The sequence below is a fragment of the Bartonella sp. AA74HLJMH genome, from assembly GCF_042197045.1.
Classification (GTDB): Bacteria; Pseudomonadota; Alphaproteobacteria; order Rhizobiales; family Rhizobiaceae; genus Bartonella.
In genome coordinates, this window is the sequence record NZ_JBHIRJ010000003.1 from 121,236 (window position 1) to 143,572 (window position 22,337).

Genomic DNA, 22,337 nt, shown 5'->3' on the forward strand with positions numbered 1-22,337 from the left:
TGATAATTATGATTAAAATAAGTATGTTGTTATAAAAACTTTAGTTTGCGAGTTGGCTGATGATGTGATCAAGAACAATACGTCCTTTGGTTGTTGCTTTTAAGCGTTGGTTATCCACCATTTCTATCAATTCTTGGTGTTGTAAATCGATCAGTTTTTCCATTGGAATGCGTTTAGGGCTTAAGGTTTCATAGCGTATAAGTTCTAAGCCTTCGCAAAGGCGTAATCCCATAAGGAGCATTTCATTTGCCTGTTGTTCAGTGGTTAAATGTTCTGTTTCAATACAGCCATGTCCTGTTGTTTCTACCAAATTAAGCCACTGTTCGGGATGCTTTTCATTTATTGTGACATAACGTTCGCGGTTTTCAAGGTGTGATGACAATGTTTTTGAACAGAAAGAGGAATGATTCGGTGTATGCTCAATGAAACGTCCATGTGCTCCTGGACCAAAGCCTGCATATTGGTGATAACGCCAATAAAGAAGATTGTGTGCTGATTCGGCACCGGGCATTGCATGGTTTGAGATTTCATAGGCAGGAAGTCCATGTAGTGCCGTTATTTCTTGAGTAAGATGATACAGATCTGCTGCTAGCTCTGATGGGGGAAGGATAAGTCTTCCTGCATCATGAAGCCGTTTAAAGGCAGTTCCTTCTTCGATTGTCAATTGATAAAGAGAAAGATGGTCCGCTGCTAAATCAATTGCTTGTACAAGTTCAGATTTCCATTGTTCAAGGGTTTGTTCGGGGCGGGCATAAATGAGATCAAAAGATAAACGTGGAAAAATTTGCCGTGCTAAAGTAATAGCGCAAAGAGCTTGTTCCACATTGTGGAGTCGGCCAAGTTTGCGCAATGCTTTATCATTGAGCGCTTGTATCCCTAGAGATAAGCGATTAACACCTGCCGCACGGTATCCACGAAAGCGCTCTGCTTCCACACTGGATGGATTGGCTTCTAATGTAATTTCAACTTTATCATCGACTACCCATTTTTTTGCAAGTGCTTGCAATAGGGCATCGACAGTCTGTGGCTCCATAAGAGAGGGGGTTCCTCCACCAATAAAAATACTTGTAATATGGCGTGGGCCTATTTTGTGGTATTGCGTTTCTATTTCGCGCTTAAAGGCGGTGACAAAACGTGGTTGATCAACACCATGGATGCGAACATGCGAATTAAAGTCACAATAAGGACATTTAGCTACACAAAAGGGCCAATGAATGTAAATGCCAAAAGGTTCATTCATGAGAATGCTAAAAGGTTTTCTGCCAAAAGTTTGAAAGCACGTGCGCGATGTGAAAGAGGGGGAAGATCATTACGTTTCCAGTTGTGTTTTTGCTCTGTTGACATTTCTCCAAAGGTATTTTCATATCCATCGGGTAAAAAAATAGGATCAAAACCAAAGCCTTTATCTCCCCGTGGAGGCCAAATGAACGTTCCTTCAACGCATCCACGGAAGTAATCTGCATGAGCATCAGGCCATGCAATGCAAATGACGGATATAAAACGGCATTTCCGTTGACTTTTTTCTCGTGCTCCGACTTTTTGGAGTTCATTTTCTATTTTTTTCATAGCTTTTGGAAAATTACGTGTACCATCGGCTTGAATTGCCCAATCAGCGGTATAAACGCCTGGCGCACCCTCCAATGCATCTACCTCTAAGCCTGAATCATCAGAGAGGGCAGGAAGTCCTGTTTTTTTTGCTGCTGAAAAAGCTTTAATATAAGCATTTTCTTCAAATGTTTTTCCCGTTTCTTTTGGTTCTGGCAAGCCCAGTTCTTTTGCCGATTGTATTATTAAACCGAAAGGCGTAATTAAAGTAGTGATTTCATGCAATTTTCCGGTGTTATGTGTAGCAATGACAAGTTTTTTATCTGCTATGCTTCTCATATAGATTTCTCCAAAAATGAAAGGGGAATTATTTTTGTGCTAAAAACGGTTTAAATGCTCATACACACACATTCTGCTTAATTTCACATAATATGATTATTTTACACGTTTTATGATATTTTATTCCAATAAAATTTTTTATCTTGCACGAAGATAACCTTGCAAAGATAGGAAAGACATGTCTTTTTTATGATAGCATTTTATGGTAAACTTCCAATTTTCTGCTTGCTCTAAAGGGTGAAATTTTCTATTTACAGCGGTTTTTAATCAATCTAGATTCTCTTGACAAGTCCCTACAGCAGACCACTTTACAGATCAATTCTTAATCTTAAATATTTCTCACACACTCTAACAAAAATATTTCCTGCGTAATTTATCAAGCATCACTCTGAAAGGTAGTATTTTACAGCTCAATAGGATAATATGTTTTTATACTACTTTAGACTATTTGACCAAACCTTGGCAAAACTTATATAAGAGATGAGGATTTTAAAAGTAGTGAAACAATTGTGATGAAGCACAAAACTATTGATAATGAACTAAAATATCTTGATGAACGTTCGCGTGATATTTTTCGCCATATTGTTGAAGCTTATCTTAATGATGGTGAACCTGTAGGATCACGTAATCTTTCGCGGCTTTTACAACAGACATTATCGCCTGCGACGATTCGCAATGTGATGAGTGATCTTGAACATCTCGGTTTGATTTATGCACCACATGTTTCTGCGGGTCGAATGCCGACACAATCAGGTTTACGCTTTTTTGTTGATGCATTTATGGAAGCGGGTGATTTGCCAAACGAAGAGCGAGAAAATATTGAAATGCAAGTCAAAGAGGCTGGTCATGCACAATCGGTTGAACATTTTCTTGTTCAAGCAAGCCGAGTTCTTTCAGATCTTTCACGTGGGGCAGGGCTTGTTTTAGCAACAAAACAAGAAGGAACATTGAAACATATTGAATTTGTGCGCCTTGATAGGGAGCACGCTCTTGCCGTTTTGGTGACTCAACAAGGTGAAGTTGAAAATCGTATTGTTCATTTACCAGAAGGGGTTACCCATGCACAATTGACGGAAGCAACGAATTTTCTCAATGCCCATATTCAAGGGCGTACATTGAGTGAAGCTAAAGGTGAAATTGCCCGCTTATGCGCAGAAACAAGGGCGGCACTTGATGATTTATCACATCATCTTGTTGAAACGGGATTAGCTCTTTGGGGAGGAGAAGATGCTGATCATAAAATACACCTCATTGTTCGCGGGCGTAGCAATTTACTTGAAGATGTGAAAGCAGAAGAAGATTTAGAACGGTTACGCCATTTGTTTGATGATCTTGAAACGCGCGAGAGTATGGCACAGCTTCTCGATTTAACGGATGAAGGTTCTGGGGTTAGAATTTTTATTGGTTCAGAAAATAAGTTATTTTCTCTTTCTGGTTCTTCTTTAGTTGTAGCACCTTATCGTGATTCACAACAAAGAGTCATTGGTGCTTTAGGTGTTATTGGTCCTACACGGCTTAATTATGCAAGGATCGTGCCCATGGTTGATTATACAGCTCAACTTGTGTCACAGTTATTGCGTTAAAACGATGCAAGTAAGTATTTGTACTATAAAAGCTCATTGTATTATATACATTGCTACCCCTTGATTTTTGTCTGTAGAATTTCGATATCGAGAATAACGAATCTTATGAAGGAATAAAATTTTTATGTCTGATGAAAAAAACAAATTTACTGACGCTTCATTTGAAAATTGTGATTTAAAAAATCCAGCTGATCGTAATACACTTAAACAGGCAGCCGATGAATTTTTAAAAACACATAAAACAGAGGAACACGAAGTCGTTGAAACAGAAAGCAATGAGGTTAGTGATCTTTTAGCGTCTTTGCAGGATGAAAATAAAGAACTGAAAGATCAGCTTTTACGTCTTGTTGCAGATATGGAAAATCTTCGACGCCGTACTATGCGAGATGTGGCGGATGCAAGAGCTTATTCCATTGCTAATTTTGCACGGGATATGTTATCGGTTTCTGACAATCTCAATCGTGCTTTGGAAGCTATTCCAGAAGGTGCACGGGAGAGTGATGCTGGTTTGAAATCATTGGCAGAAGGCGTTGAAATGACTGAACGTGCCATGATGGCAGCATTAGAACGTCATGGGGTGCAAAAAATTCATCCAGAGGGGCAAAAATTTGATCCTCACTTTCATCAAGCGATGTTTGAAATTCCCAATGCTGATGTTCCAGATAATACTGTTCAACAAGTGGTTCAGGCAGGTTATATTATCGGGGAAAGGGTACTACGTCCAGCTATAGTGGGTGTAGCTAAAGGAGGAGCAAAAGAAGCTTCTGTTGAAGCTGATTCGGCTTAAAACACATCAATAATAAATCTCCAACATAAAATGCAGTATTCCCTGCAATTACACATATATGAAGTCTTTTCTTAAAGGGTTTTTAAAGGGTGTTATAAACACCCTTTTATCTTTGAAGCGCCCAACTTCCTTTTACAATATAGGGAGCCTTATTTAAGGGAGAGGCCGATAACAATAAAACAAAATGATCAACTTCAAAAGGAGGGACAAAAAAATCATCTTGAAAAGATAGATAAGAAGAAAGATCTTTAAGATTAATATCAAATATTCGTGCAAGAGTGATATGCGGAATGAACAGTCTTTCATCAGGCTTTAACTCTAATTTATTCCGAATATATTGCATCTTTTCATGTAAAAGAGTAAGCTTTTCACAAGGTTCAATGCGAACCACAAGAGAATGAGGAGCATTTTCTGAACCCAAAACTTCAAAACCTTTTATCTGTAGCGTAAAAGAAGGAAGTTCTATAGTGTTAAAGGTATGCATAATTTCATCTGCTAAGGAGCTTTCAACTTCGCCAAAAAAAGATAAGGTGACATGAAAATTTTGCGGGTTGATCCATTGCGCTTTTGGTAAGCCATTTTGCAATGATACGAGGGCTTTTGTTGTTTGTTGAGGAATCTGAAGAGCACTAAATAGACGACCCATGATATTATCTCCTTATAATGAAAGATGCTATCCCAAGCGCAATATAGATAATAAGGGCGGGGCACGTACCACAGAAAACAAGGCAATAGTATAGAAAAAGAATGTCTAAAAAATGCTTACTATAATTATGAGCGTACAAAGCTTATTCGTTTTAAGAAAATGGTTATGATATTGATAAGAATTGCGTTTTCAGGATCTGTATCACAATGATGTGCAATGGAAGATTACTTGTGTATTATAAAGGCTACAAAGTTAGCAGAAAATAAGAAAAGTTGATAGATTTTTGATGTGCGAAATTATTTTGACATTTATCTTTAGCCTAAAATAAAGCATACTTTAATACAAGGTGAAGAGTTCTCTTTTCTGTAAAAATTTAATTATATGATTAAGTCGGGGAATAGCCATAATACGCAAAACTATTCAAATTGGTCAAATAATGTTAGGAAAGGAAGAAAAAAATCGAGCATAACAAAATTACTATAAGCTTTTACATTTATGATAATTATGCCAATCTATAATGGATATGAATATTGGTATAAAAGCGGGAAGAGAAATTAAAATTCAAAATAATGATCGAAAGTTCCTATTTTCTAAGAATTATCATCTTTGTTTATGATGAAAAAGCACTAGTTTTCCTCTCCAAAGTTGTTATTGATGAGCTTTTCAAGAGCATTAAGAGCATCTGTTGCTTCTGGTCCTGAAACACGAATGGTGAGGTTGCAACCGGATGAAGCCGCTAGCATCATAAGTCCCATAATTGATGATCCGCCAACAATTTTCCCGTCCTTTTCAACTTCAACAGTAACATTAAAATTGTCAACAGTTTGTACAAATTTTGCAGAAGCACGTGCATGCAACCCACGTTTATTACAGATATTGAAATGACGACTTATACATGGGAGGGTATCTTTGGAAAACATTGGTATTTTATTATCCGCTATAAAATCATACTTGGTACATTAATATATTTACGCCCTGCTTCTTGTGCTATTCTTAACGCGTCTGATAATGAAATATCAGGACATTTGCGAATAGAAATCAGTTTAATAAGCATGGGCAAATTAACACCCGCAATCATTTCAACGCGTCCTTTTTCAATAGCAGGAATAGCTATATTTGATGGTGTTCCACCGAACACATCTGTTAATATGATGACGCCATGATCCGTATCTGTATCGGTTACTGCGGCTATAATATCACCTCGGCGCTGATCTATATCGTCATCGGGATAAACGCATATTGTTGCGAACTTTTCTTGTACTCCAACAACATGTTCCACGGCATGTAAAAATTCGACAGCCAGCTCACCGTGCGTTACAAGCACGAGTCCAATCATTTACGCAAACTCCTGTTAACTAATAAGACCCAACCATAGTTGGTGGGAAAGACATTGTACAAGGCTTTATCTTGCTGCCAAGAAAAATTTGCAAAAAAAAGGCAAAAATTGTGATTTTTTTATCTTTAGAAAAAAATTAGACAGATTTTTGCCATATTTTTCTAAACAAAAATGCTTCAATAGCTTGACAAATGGCTGTACAATCGGCTTCACGAAGAGAGGGAAGTTTTAAAAGAGGAATGTGCAAATTTTCAAATTGAAAAGTTTTATTTGTGGAAAAACGTTCATATTCCGGACCGAGAAAAATAACACAATCGATAGTTGTGTGCTTTTTGAATTCTATCATATAAAGACCAACGCCACGAATCTCGATGCCGCCCTCTAAATTATCGGGAGTGTATCCGTGAAGCTTTCCATTTTCCGCACGCAACATTGTATAATCATCACTGATAAGCTTCGCTTCACGTTTTGACCACTCAGCGCGGTCAAGCAAAGAAAGGGTGATGGTTGATTTTCCTGATCCGGATGGACCTATAATTAACAGCCCCTTGCCCCCCAGTTGAAGGCAATTTGCGTGGAGTATTTCACATTTTGTTTTCATGCCTTTTACTTTGGATAAAAGATTTATTTAGCAAGCGGAAGCATAATAGTAAAACGTGCACCAGTTTTACACTTCCCAAGTGTAGGATCGATAATATTTTCGGCTGTAATTGTCCCATTATGAGCCTCGATGATTTGCCGACTAATAGAAAGGCCAAGTCCAGAGTTTTGTCCAAAAGCATCTTCATTTGGTCGATCTGTGTAAAAACGTTCAAAAATGCGTTCAATATTTTCTGAACGAATACCTGGGCCATTATCTTCAATGGTTAAAATAAGGGTTGAAGCATGGCTTTTCATAGTAATGCAAATTTTGCCACGATTCCGAGGAATAAAAGAACGCGCATTTTCAAGAAGATTTGAAATCACTTGTCCTAAACGAAGTTCATGTCCCAATACAAGATAAGCTTTTCCATGAGGACGTGGGACAATATTAAGGCTTATATCAATAGTTTGCGTATTACGATACACTTCCTGAACAGCATGAACAAGACTTTCCAAAAGCGGTGTCATATCAACAATCTCTGCGGTTTCTCGTGCAAGCTCTGCATCGAGTCGCGATGCATCAGAAATATCTGTAATCAACCGATCAAGGCGGCGCACATCATGTTGAATAATTTCCAGCAATTTCTCTTGTGCTTCTTCATTTTTAGCCAGAGGGAGCGTTTCAACAGCACTGCGTAGAGAGGTGAGAGGATTTTTTAATTCGTGGCTTACATCAGCAGCAAAGCGTTCAATGGCTTCAATACGCATATAAAGGGCATTAGTCATATCACGAATAGAAGTTGAAAGGTGACCAATTTCATCTTCACGCATTGAAAAATCAGGAATTTCTACACGCTGATTATTACCATTACGCACTCGATTAGCCGAGGCAGATAATTTACTTAATGGATGGGCAATCGTATGGGCCAAAAAGAGAGAAAGAACCAAAAGTACGCTACCTACAACGGCAAAAACTTTAAAGATAACCAGTCTTTCGCCTTTTACAATGTTATCAATATCGGAACCAGTGGTCGAAAGAAGAAGAGCTCCAACCACTGCGCGATAGCGTTGAACAGGAACGGCAACAGAAACAATTAATTGCCCTTGTCTGTTGCGTCTTTTAGCCGTAGCAAGAGATCCGTTTAATGCGCGGTACACTTCTGGATAAGCAATACCACTGGTTTTTGTTTGTTCTCTGTCAAGAGCAATACCTTTGCCATAAAATGCGCTTGAATACCATGAAGTAAGGCGATCCCACATGTTTTGTTCTGTTTTAAGTGGGGGTAAATCATAACTAAAAACTTCTCCACTAGAATAAAGAACGCGCGAATCAAGAAGGAGAGTAGCATCACGATCATAGATACGTGCTCTTGTCGTTTTAGGTGTAATAAGACGCCGTAAAAGAGGGGCAACTTGCTCAGGGTTAATAGGAAAATCCCAAGAATCGGTTGATTGAGGAGCGGGTGTAACGCTTTCACCAGTCTGTAACTCTAAGAGTTTTTGAGGGTCAATGAGGATAGAATTTGTATCTACTGTTGCAGAAGCAGCAATAGCCCCAGCAATAATTTTTCCTTGGGTACATAAACTTTTGATTTTTGCTTCAATTAAACCATCGCGAAATTGGTTAAGGTATAAAATGCCTGTAACTAAAACGGCAAGGGCAGCAATGTTTAATATAACAATGCGACGTGTGAGGCTGGAAAAAAGCAATTGTCTAAAGAGACGTTGTGTTCGAAGATGCAAACGAGCGAACATAAGAAATGGCGTTGGGGATGTACCATTAACGGTTGTTTTTTGTAAAGTTTCCAGTTGAGAATTGTCTGTCATCGATTTGATTGCCATTCAAATTTTTGCGACAAAGTAGTTTTATACCTCGTGGAAACGATAACCTACACCATAAAGTGTTTCAATCATTGCAAAATCATCATCCACTTGTTTAAACTTTTTACGCAGACGTTTAATGTGACTATCAATGGTGCGATCATCTACGTAGACTTGATCACTATAAGCAGCATCCATTAAAGCATCACGACTTTTTACAACTCCTGGTCTTTGTGCTAAGGTTTGCAGAATCAAAAATTCCGTAACGGTTAAAATAACAGGTTTATCTTTCCATGTACAGGTGTGGCGTTCTTGATCCATCACAAGATCTCCGCGTTTGAGAGAAGAGGTGGAAGAAGTTCCTGTAGAAAGCGGTTGGTTACGTGCATTAGAACGGCGTAAAATAGCTTTCACGCGTTCAATAAGAAGACGTTGGGAGAAAGGTTTAGTAATAAAATCATCAGCTCCCATTTTGAGACCAAATAATTCATCAATTTCATCATCTTTAGAGGTAAGAAAAATAACTGGAAGATCAGATTTTTGACGCAAACGACGCAAAAGTTCCATCCCATCCATTCGGGGCATTTTAATATCAAAAATAGCTAAGTGTGGAGGGTGAAGTGTGAGACCCTTGAGTGCAGATGCTCCATCTGTATAGCTTTCAACCCGATATCCTTCTGTCTCAAGCGCAAAAGATAAAGATGTCAAAATATTGCGATCATCATCAACAAGTACAATCGTTTGCGTGATTGTTGGTGTATCTTTCATGGTTTCTTAGACCTTTCTATTGCTGTGGTAGCAAATTACCCACACTTATTTATATGGGAGTTCATATTTTTTTTGCAAAACAAATATGATACAAATTGTAGCAAAGTAAAAAACCTTTTGTCATTACTGTAAAATCTTGTTTTGCTTTCATAATTTATAATGTTTCTACGTCTATTAAGATCCCTTCATTTGAGAGAAAATTTTCATAAAGGCTTTTTTTATCAAGGTTTATTACAAAGTTTATTATTGTATTTGTCTCATAATTGAACAGATGTAGTTTTGATTGTTGAAGTTTAGAAAATCTGCCTATGTGTTTTAAGAGCAAAGAAAAGAATGTGGCAATATATGCACAAAAATTTGTTTCTGCTACACGAAAGGAGGTCGTAATGGGATTTTTTAATTTTATTAAAACTGTAGGGGAAAAGTTAGGTATTGGGGACCATGAACCAAAAGAAAAGGATTTTAAGAGAGCATTTGATCATTTTCAACTCGGTACAGAAAAAGTCAATATTCAAGTTGAAGACGGTAAAGCTATTTTAAGCGGGGAAGTTCCAGATAGGGAAACACTTGAAAAAGCACTGCTGGTTGTTGGCAATTCACAAGGTATCTCTTCTGTAGATGTTAATCAATTAAAGGTTATAGATACAACGCCTAGAAAAACTTCTCGCTTTTATGAGGTTAAATCTGGTGATAATCTTTGGAAAATTGCTGAAGAGGTTTATGGAAAAGGGCAAGGTAATAAAAACACATTTATTTTTGAAGCCAATAAGCCAATGCTAAAATCTCCCGATAAAATTTATCCTGGACAAGTTTTACGTATTCCTGAAATTGACCATAGTTAATTCATCAAAGGGGATAATTTTTTACTGATGGCATTAAACAAAAAATGAAGAAGCGTAAAAAATTTCACGCTTCTTCATTTTATAAAGTGTGTATTTATAATAAAAGGAGCTTAGTGAACAGGAGAGGATTTAGAAGGTGATGGTACTTTCATAGCGTTTACAGAGAAATCAACATCAATGGTTCCTGCTTTCTCAAATGTTAATTTTGCGCTAATTTTATCACCTAACTTAAATGGTTGTGAAAGCCCCATGAACATAATATGATCACCGCCAGGCTTAAGCGTGATTTCGCCATTTCCCGGAATTTCAATGCCATTGTGCATTTTTTCCATTTTCATAATATCATTAACGACAGCCATAGAGTGTATCTCTGTTGTTTTTACTCCGTTTGTGGAAATAGAAACCAAACGGTCTGGGGTATTACTGTGATTGATAATGTAGAGATAACCGCTACCAACTCTTATACCTCTAGGTGTTTCGCGTGTCCAAGGATTGAGAATTTCTATGTCGCCAAGTTTATATTGCTGAGCACCTGCTGGCAGGGTTATACCAGCAAAGAGAAGAGCACACACGATATTTATGATAACCTTTTTGTATGGATATTGTGTATGTATTATATTCTTAAAGATGAGATTTGTTATTTTCTTAATAATAGATGTCATCATTGATTTACCCTCCGTCATAAGATTCACACTTTGAATATTTTTATTTTAGCAGAGCTTTTATTTAAAATAAAAGAAAGAAATGCTAAAATGAAATTGATTTGAATATAAAAATCATAGAATTCTTGAAATTTAAAAGAAGACAGTAAGATTTACAATGACAACACACCTCTTAACGCTTCCGTGTTCATCTCATAAATAGTATTTGCAAATGGTATAAAATCTATGATGCACTACTGTTTTACTTAATGAAGATATAATACAGAACAATCATCAACCACTTTACCAATTTTTAATATTATGACAGCTCTTGGCATTTTAAAGCGTTTATACAGAGGTATTTTTATATATTTTCAAAGTTCAAAATTATACAGTTAAGAAAAAACGCTTTAGATGAATTTAAAGCACAGATTTCAAATAGCCGCAAACAATGAGACCGTTAGAAGGAGAATTTTTGAAAGGAGATCTATAGATAATACCTTTACTGATATAAGCATTAGATATGATGACTATTTTAGTCCAAGGAAAATTTATAATATTTGTGATATAAATTATTCGCCTTTTAAAAAGCTTTTACGTGAGTATGATTTTATCAATGATGAGAAGATCAAGAGCGAGAGTGCAATCATTCTTTTATTTTTTAATTTTTATAGAAAGATATATTTTTTGAGAATTGCAAGAAAAATATATTATGCTCTCAAGTCTCTCATAAATATGGTATTTATGGGTCATTAGAGTGCCTATTTTAAAATAAATTTTTTATTTTGGAGATGTTTCTCTCATTATTCTCTTGTAGCAATAAAAGCCTGTTCTTATATACGAGGCAGCAAGGCTTGTTGCGACTTGCAGTTTATTATTATTTATATTGCTTGAAGCAATATACGGGCTTTAGGTGTTATGAGGAGCTATCTTAAAAAGATGCTTTATGAAGGTTGAGGTAGCTTGCTGAATGGAGATTATAATATGGCAAAAGTAATTGGTATTGATTTGGGGACAACGAACTCTTGTGTGGCTGTTATGGATGGCAAAAACGCAAAAGTTATTGAAAACTCAGAAGGAGCGCGAACAACACCTTCCGTTGTTGCCTTTACTGATGGGGGGGAGCGGCTTGTTGGGCAGCCTGCTAAACGGCAGGCGGTGACAAATCCTGAAGGGACAGTTTTTGCAGTTAAACGTTTGATAGGGCGCCGTTTTGATGACCCTATGGTTGAAAAAGATAAAGCGCTTGTTCCTTATAAAATTGTTAAAGGTGACAATGGTGATGCATGGGTTGAAGAGGCGGGAAAGAAATATTCTCCGTCACAAATTTCAGCTATGATTTTGCAAAAGATGAAGGAAACAGCAGAATCTTATCTTGGTGAAAAAGTTGAACAAGCCGTTATTACTGTTCCTGCTTATTTTAATGATGCGCAACGTCAAGCCACGAAAGATGCAGGTAAAATTGCTGGACTTGAAGTTTTACGGATTATTAATGAGCCAACTGCTGCTGCTTTAGCTTATGGTTTGGACAAAAAGGACGGAAAAACAATTGCTGTTTACGACCTTGGTGGTGGTACATTTGATATTTCAGTCCTTGAAATTGGAGATGGCGTTTTTGAAGTTAAGTCAACCAATGGGGATACGTTTTTAGGGGGTGAAGACTTTGATATGCGCTTGGTCGGTTATTTTGCCGATGAATTCAAAAAAGAACAAGGAATTGATCTGAAAAATGATAAACTCGCTTTACAGCGCTTAAAAGAAGCGGCAGAAAAAGCAAAAATTGAGCTTTCTTCGTCACAGCAAACAGAAATCAATTTACCATTTATCACGGCAGATCAATCAGGTCCTAAGCACTTAACAATGAAATTGACTCGGGCAAAATTTGAATCTCTCGTTGACGATTTAGTGCAGCGTACCATTGAACCTTGTAAAGCTGCGTTGAAAGATGCTGGATTAAAGGCCGGTGAGATTGACGAAGTTGTTTTAGTGGGTGGAATGACACGTATGCCCAAGATTCAGCAAGTTGTGCAGAGCTTCTTTGGTAAGGATCCACACAAAGGCGTTAATCCTGATGAAGTGGTCGCAATGGGTGCTGCCATCCAAGGAGGTGTATTGCAAGGCGATGTCAAAGACGTGTTGTTGCTAGATGTAACGCCTTTATCTTTGGGTATTGAAACCTTGGGTGGGGTTTTCACACGCCTTATTGAGCGCAATACCACTATCCCAACAAAAAAATCGCAAGTTTTTTCGACAGCTGATGATAACCAGAGTGCTGTGACGATTCGTGTTTTCCAAGGTGAACGGGAAATGGCAAGTGATAATAAGTTATTGGCTCAATTTGATCTTGTTGGTATTCCTCCAGCACCACGTGGTATACCTCAAATTGAAGTTACTTTTGATATCGATGCGAATGGTATTGTTAATGTTTCGGCCAAAGATAAGGGAACAGGTAAAGAGCATCAAATTCGTATTCAGGCATCAGGTGGTTTAAGTGATGCTGATATTGAAAAAATGGTAAAGGATGCAGAAGAGCACGCGGCTGAGGATAAAAAACGCCGTGAAGGTGTTGAAGCTAGAAATCAAGCGGAGGCTCTTATTCATTCAACTGAAAAGTCGCTCAATGAATATGGCGATAAAGTATCAGCTGAAGAAAAGGGACAGATTGAAACAGCAATATCTGATTTGAAATCTGCGCTTGAAGGCAGTGATACGGAAGAAGTAACAACAAAGATGCAAAAATTAGCAGAAGTCAGTATGAAACTTGGACAGGCTATGTACGAAGCCTCACAAGCAGCGAGCGCTGACACTGAAACAGAGGCAAAGAATGATGATGTTGTTGATGCTGATTTTGAAGAAGTTAATGATAAGAAGAAATAGTGTCAGCATATGTGTTGATTAATTGATAAACCCGGCCTTTGAAATATAAGGCTGGGCTTTATTATTTGAGATAAGTTGCAACTTTGTTGCTAAAAATATAAATTAAAAGCAATATTATCCATAAAGATGGATGACAGAAAAATTATCAGGAATACATGATGAAGGTTGACTATTATGAAATTCTTGGCGTGACTCGCGAATGTGATGATAAAAAGTTGAAATCTGCTTTTCGTAAGTTGGCAATGCAATATCATCCTGATCGCAACGCGGGGGATAAAGAAGCAGAGCGAAAATTCAAAGAAATTGGCGAAGCCTATGAAGTTCTTAAAGATCCCCAGAAGCGTGCTGCTTATGATCGATTTGGCCATGCGGCCTTTGAAAATAGCGGTGGTCAAGGGGGAGCAAATCCCTTTGGTGGTTTTGCTGCTGGTGGTGGATTTGCGGATATTTTCGAAGACTTTTTTGGTGAGATTATGGGAGGGACACACCGTAAGCGTGGTGATAGTCGCGAACGTGGCGCAGATTTGAGTTATAATATGGAAGTGACTTTAGAAGAGGCATTTTCAGGAAAAACTGCAGAAATTAATATTCCCAGTTCCGTTACGTGTGATGTTTGTGAAGGATCAGGAGCGAGAAAAGGCTCTAAGCCGCAAGTTTGTGGAACATGTCATGGATCTGGTCGTGTGCGTGCTGCACAGGGTTTCTTTTCTATTGAGCGGACATGTCCTACATGTCATGGACGTGGTGAAACTATTACGGATCCATGCCCCAAATGTCAGGGGACACGGCGTATAGAGAAAAAACGTTCATTAAGCGTAAATGTTCCAGCTGGTATTGAAGATGGAACGCGTATTCGCCTTTCTGGTGAGGGTGATGCTGGTATTCGTGGTGGCCCCAATGGTGATCTTTATATTTTCCTTTCCATTAAACCGCATGAGTTTTTTCAGCGAGAAGGAGCAGATCTTCACTGTCGCGTTCCTATTTCAATGGTAACAGCTGCTTTAGGAGGAGAGTTTGAAGTTTCCGACCTTGATGGTGTTAAAGCACGCGTTAAGATTCCAGAAGGGACACAAAATGGACGTCAATTCCGCCTTAGAGGCAAAGGTATGCCCATGTTGCGCCATCAGCAAGCAAGGGGTGATCTTTACATCCATATCACGATTGAGACACCGCAGAAATTAACGCAAGAACAACGTGAATTGTTGCAAAAATTTGAGAAACTCTCAAATCATGAAAATTCACCGCAATCACATGGTTTTTTTTCACGTATGAAAGAATTTTTTGAAAATATTTCTGGTTAAAATTATGTGAATGTTCTCAGAATAATTAGAGAGAACTGTGGGAAAGTTATTTTCATTAAGCTTTCTATTGTCTCATTATCTTTGAAAAGCATTTTTTCTTGAAAAGAAAAGAGAGAGACAGCTAATTTAGGATAAATTCCTGCTGCTGATAGTTTTTATATTTCATGAGTTTTATGGATAAGTCTTATTTTTGAGTGTCTATGACATTTTAAAAAGGGCTTATCCATATAAGAACGCAATTGAGTGATTGATAATAAATATTGCCAGTGTCATGATAACTGCCTTTATGCATTCAGTATTTTTGGTGTTTATTTTTTCACTCAAAATTTCTTTTTAAAGGCTCTATAATAAAACTATAAAATAGGTAGCGGCTTGCCAAGAAACGCTAAATAAGCTGTTAGGCAATCCATCTTTTTCAAATAAAGTATCAACTTCTTATAACCGATTTTATTTTTGGCATTTTTCATAGTTTTAATCACTGCTTCCTTTAAAATAAGGATTATTTTGTTCGGAATAGCTTTTACATGCCTCATCTTAGCTTTTAGCAGTAATCATGTCTTTTTAGATGCGGATTTAGTTTTGTATTTCTGATGTCATAAATAGTTCTTCCAGATAATAAAAACACTATAATCAAGTTTATTTTGTTCCAAAGAAATTGTGGAATGAGATAATGTGTGTTGAATGCTAAAGAAGACATAACAAAACACTTTTTGAGGTATTCGATGTATCTCTCTTGTGGGGAAACAGATTCGATGGAATTCACTTAATTGAATTTATTGGCATAATAAAAAGTTGGTGGGAAGATAGAGGAAGTTACCTTTAAAAAGAAAAAACAAATACAATAAAAAAATAGCACAATATGCTTAGAAAACAGCACGATATATTGTTGAAATTGATTGGTGATATGGAAAGAGAAGTATACGAAATGAATCTTTTTTCATAAAATAACATAATTAAAAGAATTAAAAATTCTAAAAAACATTGAATAATTCAAGCATTATTGCTATGCAAAAAGAAAAACTTAATGACAGATCATGAAAAATGAGAAATTTTATCAAATCTTACGAAGAGAGTAATCTAAACAATTAAATGCTTTTACGAAGATGCTTTTGAAGAGCTATCACAATATATGGATAATGTTGCAAAGCCTTTTTTCGATTTTACGATATAAAAAGATAAATTATTATTATAAATCAACTTATTATGATTCTCCATAAGGAGCGTTCAGTTGACATTTCCTCATGTTTTATGATTGAGAAAAAGTCAAATTTTTAAAACCAAAGTTATAGTTTATTGGGATAAGCTATAAAGCAGTTGAGTGATTTCTTATCTTAGGAATATGTTAATTTTATTATTATAAGAAACTTTATTTTTATCTTAAAAAATCAATGGTTGTATATATTCCTATTCATTGTTAAGTATCCATAGGGATAAACTAATGAGTTGAATGTGCAGCGTAGCTTCAAAATTTTGCTTTTCAATTTTATATATAAGATCATAAAATAATGACGTTTTTTTACGCCTATTTTGTTTAATTTTTCGCTGTCAATTTTTAAAGGAAGTTTTTGTATTTCATTTCGCTATTCCTTTTTCGTAATTTAGAGGAAAATTCACGATTTTCAGGGGGGGGATAGAGTAAAGTTTGGTTTTATTGTTTTCACTTTTCCTAAATTTCATTAAGAGATGGTAAAAAGTGATGAGGAGGCTCTATTGATGGATGATGCTAAAAACGGTGATGTAGATGTTTTGGAAAAACAAGCAGCATTTTTATCGTCTGCTTTACCCTATATGCAAAAATATGAAAATGAAACGGTCGTGGTAAAATATGGCGGCCATGCTATGGGTGATCCTGCTTTGGGGCGAGCATTTGCGCGTGATGTTGCTCTATTAAAGCAATCGGGGATCAATCCTGTTGTTGTTCATGGTGGTGGGCCTCAAATTGCTGAAATTTTAATGAAAATGGGGATTGAATCGCGATTTGAAAACGGATTACGGGTAACCGATGAGCGGATCGTTGAAGTGGTTGAAATGGTTTTAGCGGGTTCCATAAATAAAGAAATTGTTGCTCTCATCAATGCTGAGGGAGAATGGGCAATAGGATTATGCGGCAAGGATGGCAATATGGTTTTTGCCGAAAAGGCTTATAAAACTGTTATTGATCCTGATTCGCATATTGAACGTGTTTTAGATTTGGGGTTTGTTGGTGAGCCTGTTGAAGTTGACCGCACGTTGCTAGATCTTTTAGCATGTTCTGAAATGATACCGGTTCTTGCTCCTGTGGCTCCAGGACGCGATGGTAAAACTTATAATATTAATGCTGATATTTTTGCTGGAGCTATTGCTGGTGCATTAGAGGCTAAACGCCTTTTATTTCTCACTGATGTTCCTGGTGTTTTGGATAAACAGGGTAAACTTTTAAAAGAATTGACAGTTTCTGAAGCTGAGAAATTTATTAAAAATGGGACAATTTCAGGAGGCATGATTCCAAAAGTAGAGACTTGCATAAAAGCCCTTCAAAATGGTGTGGAAGGTGTTGTCATTTTAAATGGTAAAACTCCTCATTCTGTTTTACTAGAGCTGTTTACCGAACAGGGAGTTGGAACGCTTATTGTTTCATAAATTGTGGGGAAAATTGGAAGAGAAAGTTTTTCATGGTGAATCTAAAACAGTTTAAATATCCTTTATTAAGTAAGCCAGAATTGGCAATATTTACTGCGACAATATTGTGGGGCATTACATTTTTAGTCATTCACATTGCGGTACGCTATAGCGGTCCTCTGTTTTTTGTTGGATTTCGTTTTATTGTTGCATCTCTTATATGTGGGGTAGTTTTTTGGCGCTCTATAAAAGGGATAACTGTTTATGAAGTTTTCGCTGGGATGGCGATTGGTTTAGCCATGTTTTTGGGTTATGCTTTTCAAGCAGCTGGACTTCAAACGATTATTAGTAGTCAGTCGGCTTTTATCACAGCGCTTTATGTACCTATGGTTCCAATTTTGCAATGGATTGCTTTTAAAAAACCTCCCCGTTTAGCTTGTTGGATTGGCATTATTTTCGCTTTTATTGGGCTTGTATTTATTTCAGGACAAAAGCCGGGAAATTTTGATTTTTCAAAAGGCGAAATTTTAACTTTGTTAGGCGCTTTAGCGATTGCTGGAGAAGTCATACTCATCGGAATTTTTGCGAACAAGGTTGATAGTCGGCGTGTAACCATTATTCAGTTATTTTTTAGTGGTTTTTTTTCATTTGCTTGTATGCCGTTGATGGGTGAAAGCATCCCTGAATTTTCGTGGGTTTGGTTTAATATTGGTATAGGATTGGCATTAATGAGTGCCATCATTCAATTAGCTATGAATTGGGCACAAAAGTCTATTTCCCCTACGCGTGCGACACTCATTTACGCAGGTGAACCGGTATGGGCTGGTATTGTTGGGCGTTTGGCTGGAGAACATTTATCTCCCTTAGCTTTATTGGGCGGTTTGCTTATTCTGATTGGAATCATTGTGGCTGAATTACAACCTTCACAATGGCGTAAAAAAAATAAAGCAATTAAAAAAATTGATTAGCTATACATTTTTTTATTGTGATTTTATTGCATGAGCTTTTTGCTTGTAGAGTTTTCATTTTTGGAGCTTTTTTAATATTCAGATGATTAAGAAGTTCTATAAGTTATTCCAGCTTTTGCATACCAAATTGGAGAAATAGTATGCTTCTATCTGTTTGTCTGATTTCTGAACCGGGCAGACAACCTTCATTGAGCCAAAGCATGAGGTGATATAAAGGTAAAAATTAACGATCATGTTTAAATTTGGCTTTAACAACTTTCAAAAACATCTACGGTAATGTTTTTGAATAATGAAAATTACGCACTGTCGCACGTTATTTCTTTTGTCCTTTAATAGAGTTACGCTTCTCATGCAAAATAGAACGCCCAAAGTATCCCCATAACGTTGTACATTAAAGCGTTTTTTAAAAGATAATTTTCTCAATATACATCATATTCATTGACGGTTTGCATGAAGTATAGAAAAACCACAGAGCATCATCATTTTACTTAAAATAAAAGGCACGAGCATTTTCTTTATCTGTTCTCAATATTACGATAGTTTTTGGCATTTGAAAGAGAGAGGTATTTTTACTCATTTCTTAAACGTTTTTATCCATACACTAGCTCTGTTTTATAATGGGGGAGCAAAAAATTTATTGATTCATTATGAGAAGATTTAAAATGAGAGAAGCTCGCGATATTCAGAGCTTTAATTTAAATTGCAAAACAATAAACGATCATTATAAATCAATGCGTTATCCAATGAATCGAAGAGGATTGGTGTGTTTTATATTTAATGAAGGAAGGAGTTGTATAAAAAGTATATAAAACATCACTCAATAGAGCATATTTCTAAAGTTTTAAAAATTGAGAAGAAACTCTCTCGATATTCATGTTATTTTATATAAGATTGCTAAAAAAGCAGATTATTGCGTACAAATAAAAAAGCATTTCTTACGAATTTTATTGCAATCCTAAGTGATATATACGCCTATCATATAAATATGATAATACATTGATTTATAATGATAATATAGCATTATTTACATTGAATTAGAACCTTGAATACTGTAAAACTTTCTCACGTCAAATCATTTTCATGTTAAATCAATCCAAATCACTTGCTTACACGTCACAAGTGAATGAGTGGGGGGCATGTGGGTAAAGACTGTGCAAGAAAAGTATATCTCTGATAAACTTTTTCAAGTGTAAAGGATCGTCGCAATATTGGAGATTAGCAAAGTATGTGATGGTACTGGCTTATTACAGCATATGAGTCATCAAACAAGATGTGAAAAGATCATTTTAGGACCTTTTGTATTTAATTTCGCAAACAAAAGCCTTATTGTTTAGGCTATGAGAAGTTGTGTTTTGAGAAGCTTTTTTGGTTTATATTCTTTTGTAAGGAGCTGGAGCATAATTGGTCTTTGCGTTTTGTATTATTCTTTGCTAAATCGCCTTATATGACAGTAGATCGTAATTATATTCGTAATTTTTCCATCGTGGCGCATATTGATCACGGCAAATCCACTTTAGCTGATCGTTTGATTCAAATAACAGGTGGGCTTGATACACGTGAGATGAAAGAACAAGTACTCGATTCCATGGATATTGAGCGTGAACGTGGAATTACTATTAAAGCACAAACGGTACGTTTACGCTATAAAGCCAAGAATGGTGAGACCTATATTTTAAATCTTATGGATACACCTGGTCATGTGGATTTTGCTTATGAGGTTTCGCGTTCATTGGCAGCTTGTGAAGGCTCTCTGTTGGTGGTGGATGCAAGCCAAGGCGTAGAGGCGCAGACGTTAGCAAATGTTTATCAAGCCATTGATAATTCCCATGAGTTGGTTGTTGTTCTCAATAAAGTTGATCTTCCAGCAGCAGAACCTGAGCGTGTTAAAGAACAAATTGAAGATGTAATAGGCATTGATACATCTCAAGCAGTAGAAATATCAGCAAAAACAGGTTTGGGTGTTCCTGATGTTCTGGAGGCAATTGTTGCACAATTACCACCTCCACATACAGGCGATGTTGCAAATCCCTTGAAAGCAATGTTGGTTGATAGCTGGTATGATGCATATCTTGGTGTCATTGTTTTGGTACGGGTGATAGATGGTATTTTAAAAAAAGGCCAAACCATTCGTATGATGGGTACAGGAGCAAAATATCCAGTTGAGCGCGTTGGGGTTTTTACACCTAAAATGATACAGGTTGATGAATTAGGACCGGGCGAGATTGGTTTTATCACTGCTTCTATCAAAGAGGTAGCAGATACACGGGTTGGGGATACGATTACTGAAGAGCGCCGTCCTTGTGAAAATGCTTTACCTGGTTTTAAGCCTGCGCAACCGGTTGTCTTTTGTGGACTTTTTCCAATTGATGCTGCCGATTTTGATGATTTGCGTGCAGCCATGGGCAAATTACGCTTAAATGATGCGAGTTTTTCTTTTGAAATGGAAACATCTGCGGCTTTGGGGTTTGGTTTTCGCTGTGGATTTTTGGGACTTCTACATCTTGAAATTATTCAAGAGCGATTAGAGCGTGAGTTTAATTTGGATTTAATCGCGACAGCACCTTCGGTTGTTTATCGCATGAATATGAATGATGGTTCTGTTAAAGAGTTGCACAATCCAGCGGATATGCCTGATGTGGTTAAAATTTCTTTCATAGAAGAACCGTGGATTCGGGCGACAATCATGACTCCTGATAATTATCTTGGGTCAATTTTAGAACTATGCCAAGAGCGGCGCGGGGTACAGGTTGGGTTATCCTATGTTGGAACCCGTGCTATGGTAACGTATGATTTACCACTGAATGAAGTTGTTTTTGATTTTTATGATCGGCTAAAATCAATCTCCAAGGGTTATGCTTCTTTTGATTATCAAATGACAGATTATGCAGAAGGTGATTTAGTTAAAATGTCTATTTTGGTGAATGGAGAGCCTATTGATGCATTATCGATGCTTGTTCACCGCACGATTGCAGAAAAGCGCGGGCGTTCAATGTGTGAAAAACTGAAAGATCTTATTCCTCAGCATATGTTTCAGATTCCAGTTCAAGCGGCTATTGGTGGTAAAGTTATAGCGCGCGAAACGATTCGTGCTTTGCGTAAAGATGTAACAGCGAAATGTTACGGGGGTGATGTTACGCGTAAGCGCAAACTTTTGGAAAAGCAAAAAGAAGGCAAAAAGCGGATGCGCCAATTTGGAAAAGTAGAAATTCCACAATCGGCATTTATTCAAGCGCTCAAAATGAACAAATAATGAAAAAAGGGGTATTTTCTCTCATTGATTGCGCTTTTGCTTTTGTCGATTGGTTCAGGTGTTTAAAGAACACTTTTAAATAGAATTGCGTCGTGCTTCATGTTCTTGTGTATTGCATAATGGTATCACTTTCTCACGTAAAACAGAATGCTTTAAACAAAATACGTTTGTGTTGCATATTTGTGCACTTGTTTCAAAGAAACATTTCTCAATACATCAAACTCCATTTCACAACGGGGACTGTAACGAAATATAATGTAAAATACACTGTGAATGATATAAACTTCATTTGGCATTACCGCCTTTACGCGTCAGAAAGGTGCAAAGCGCACCCATTATACTCTTTTTCAGCTCAAAATATTATGACAGTCCTTATCACTTGAGAGAATTCATTAAAGGTATTTCACTCTATTTCTTAAAGTATTTTTTGCCCACATACCAACTGCGTTTGTA

17 protein-coding genes are annotated in these 22,337 nt (G+C 36.9%); 8 read left to right on the forward strand and 9 right to left on the reverse strand.

Annotation, left to right across the window (positions count from 1 at the left end; translation table 11 throughout):
- Window positions 1-40: 40 nt before the first annotated feature.
- Both hemW and rdgB read right to left on the reverse strand, forming a co-directional pair.
- The gene (gene hemW, locus ACFINH_RS03185) at window positions 41-1,240 is read right to left on the reverse strand and encodes a radical SAM family heme chaperone HemW (protein WP_375612804.1); all 1,200 of its coding nucleotides are present in this window, start codon (window positions 1,238-1,240) and stop codon (window positions 41-43) included.
- Entirely contained in the window at window positions 1,237-1,884 is a 648-nt protein-coding gene (rdgB, locus tag ACFINH_RS03190; protein ID WP_375632136.1) for an RdgB/HAM1 family non-canonical purine NTP pyrophosphatase, read from the reverse strand. Before rdgB ends, hemW begins: the two co-directional genes overlap by 4 nt.
- Window positions 1,885-2,396: 512 nt before the next feature.
- On the opposite strand from rdgB, the gene hrcA reads away from it, so the two are divergent.
- A complete protein-coding gene (gene hrcA / locus ACFINH_RS03195) occupies window positions 2,397-3,467 on the forward strand; it encodes a heat-inducible transcriptional repressor HrcA (protein WP_273790224.1) in 1,071 nt (356 codons plus the stop codon).
- A 124-nt stretch (window positions 3,468-3,591) separates the two neighbouring features.
- Window positions 3,592-4,254, forward strand: a complete 663-nt coding sequence (grpE, locus tag ACFINH_RS03200) for a nucleotide exchange factor GrpE (protein WP_375611384.1) — start codon at window positions 3,592-3,594, stop codon at window positions 4,252-4,254.
- Window positions 4,255-4,360: 106 nt separating this feature from the next.
- Here the strand turns inward: grpE and thpR are convergent, their stop codons facing one another.
- The 6 genes from thpR to ACFINH_RS03230 form a co-directional block, all read right to left on the reverse strand.
- The gene (gene thpR / locus ACFINH_RS03205; RefSeq protein ID WP_375632137.1) at window positions 4,361-4,900 is read right to left on the reverse strand and encodes an RNA 2',3'-cyclic phosphodiesterase; all 540 of its coding nucleotides are present in this window, start codon (window positions 4,898-4,900) and stop codon (window positions 4,361-4,363) included.
- Window positions 4,901-5,526: 626 nt separating this feature from the next.
- Window positions 5,527-5,820: an HPr family phosphocarrier protein gene (locus tag ACFINH_RS03210; protein WP_012754483.1), complete on the reverse strand. Its 294-nt coding sequence runs from the start codon at window positions 5,818-5,820 to the stop codon at window positions 5,527-5,529.
- Window positions 5,821-5,837: 17 nt separating this feature from the next.
- Entirely contained in the window at window positions 5,838-6,236 is a 399-nt protein-coding gene (locus tag ACFINH_RS03215) for a PTS sugar transporter subunit IIA (RefSeq protein ID WP_375611386.1), read from the reverse strand.
- A gap of 136 nt (window positions 6,237-6,372) precedes the next feature.
- Window positions 6,373-6,837: an HPr kinase/phosphatase C-terminal domain-containing protein gene (locus ACFINH_RS03220; RefSeq protein ID WP_375612806.1), complete on the reverse strand. Its 465-nt coding sequence runs from the start codon at window positions 6,835-6,837 to the stop codon at window positions 6,373-6,375.
- 23 nt (window positions 6,838-6,860) lie between these two features.
- Entirely contained in the window at window positions 6,861-8,645 is a 1,785-nt protein-coding gene (locus ACFINH_RS03225; RefSeq protein WP_375632138.1) for a stimulus-sensing domain-containing protein, read from the reverse strand.
- Window positions 8,646-8,684: 39 nt separating this feature from the next.
- Entirely contained in the window at window positions 8,685-9,407 is a 723-nt protein-coding gene (locus ACFINH_RS03230; RefSeq protein ID WP_005774392.1) for a response regulator transcription factor, read from the reverse strand.
- A 386-nt stretch (window positions 9,408-9,793) separates the two neighbouring features.
- Here ACFINH_RS03230 and lysM point away from each other — a divergent pair, with 386 nt between their 5' ends.
- On the forward strand, window positions 9,794-10,249 hold the full coding sequence (gene lysM / locus ACFINH_RS03235; RefSeq protein WP_375611389.1) for a peptidoglycan-binding protein LysM: 456 nt from the start codon (window positions 9,794-9,796) through the stop codon (window positions 10,247-10,249).
- 110 nt (window positions 10,250-10,359) lie between these two features.
- Here the strand turns inward: lysM and ACFINH_RS03240 are convergent, their stop codons facing one another.
- The gene (locus tag ACFINH_RS03240; RefSeq protein WP_375611390.1) at window positions 10,360-10,914 is read right to left on the reverse strand and encodes a copper chaperone PCu(A)C; all 555 of its coding nucleotides are present in this window, start codon (window positions 10,912-10,914) and stop codon (window positions 10,360-10,362) included.
- Window positions 10,915-11,874: 960 nt separating this feature from the next.
- Here ACFINH_RS03240 and dnaK point away from each other — a divergent pair.
- The 5 genes from dnaK to lepA all read left to right on the forward strand — a co-directional run bounded on the left by dnaK (window position 11,875) and on the right by lepA (window position 21,884).
- Window positions 11,875-13,767, forward strand: coding sequence for a molecular chaperone DnaK (gene dnaK, locus ACFINH_RS03245; RefSeq protein WP_273790233.1), 1,893 nt, complete (start codon window positions 11,875-11,877; stop codon window positions 13,765-13,767).
- Between the two features lie 158 nt (window positions 13,768-13,925).
- Entirely contained in the window at window positions 13,926-15,068 is a 1,143-nt protein-coding gene (gene dnaJ, locus ACFINH_RS03250) for a molecular chaperone DnaJ (RefSeq protein ID WP_375632170.1), read from the forward strand.
- 1,713 nt (window positions 15,069-16,781) lie between these two features.
- Entirely contained in the window at window positions 16,782-17,687 is a 906-nt protein-coding gene (argB, locus tag ACFINH_RS03255) for an acetylglutamate kinase (RefSeq protein WP_375632139.1), read from the forward strand.
- A gap of 32 nt (window positions 17,688-17,719) precedes the next feature.
- Window positions 17,720-18,634, forward strand: coding sequence for a DMT family transporter (locus ACFINH_RS03260; protein WP_375632140.1), 915 nt, complete (start codon window positions 17,720-17,722; stop codon window positions 18,632-18,634).
- Between the two features lie 1,444 nt (window positions 18,635-20,078).
- Window positions 20,079-21,884 (forward strand): translation elongation factor 4, encoded by a 1,806-nt coding sequence (gene lepA, locus ACFINH_RS03265; RefSeq protein ID WP_375632171.1) that lies wholly within the window; start codon window positions 20,079-20,081, stop codon window positions 21,882-21,884.
- Window positions 21,885-22,337: the final 453 nt, after the last annotated feature.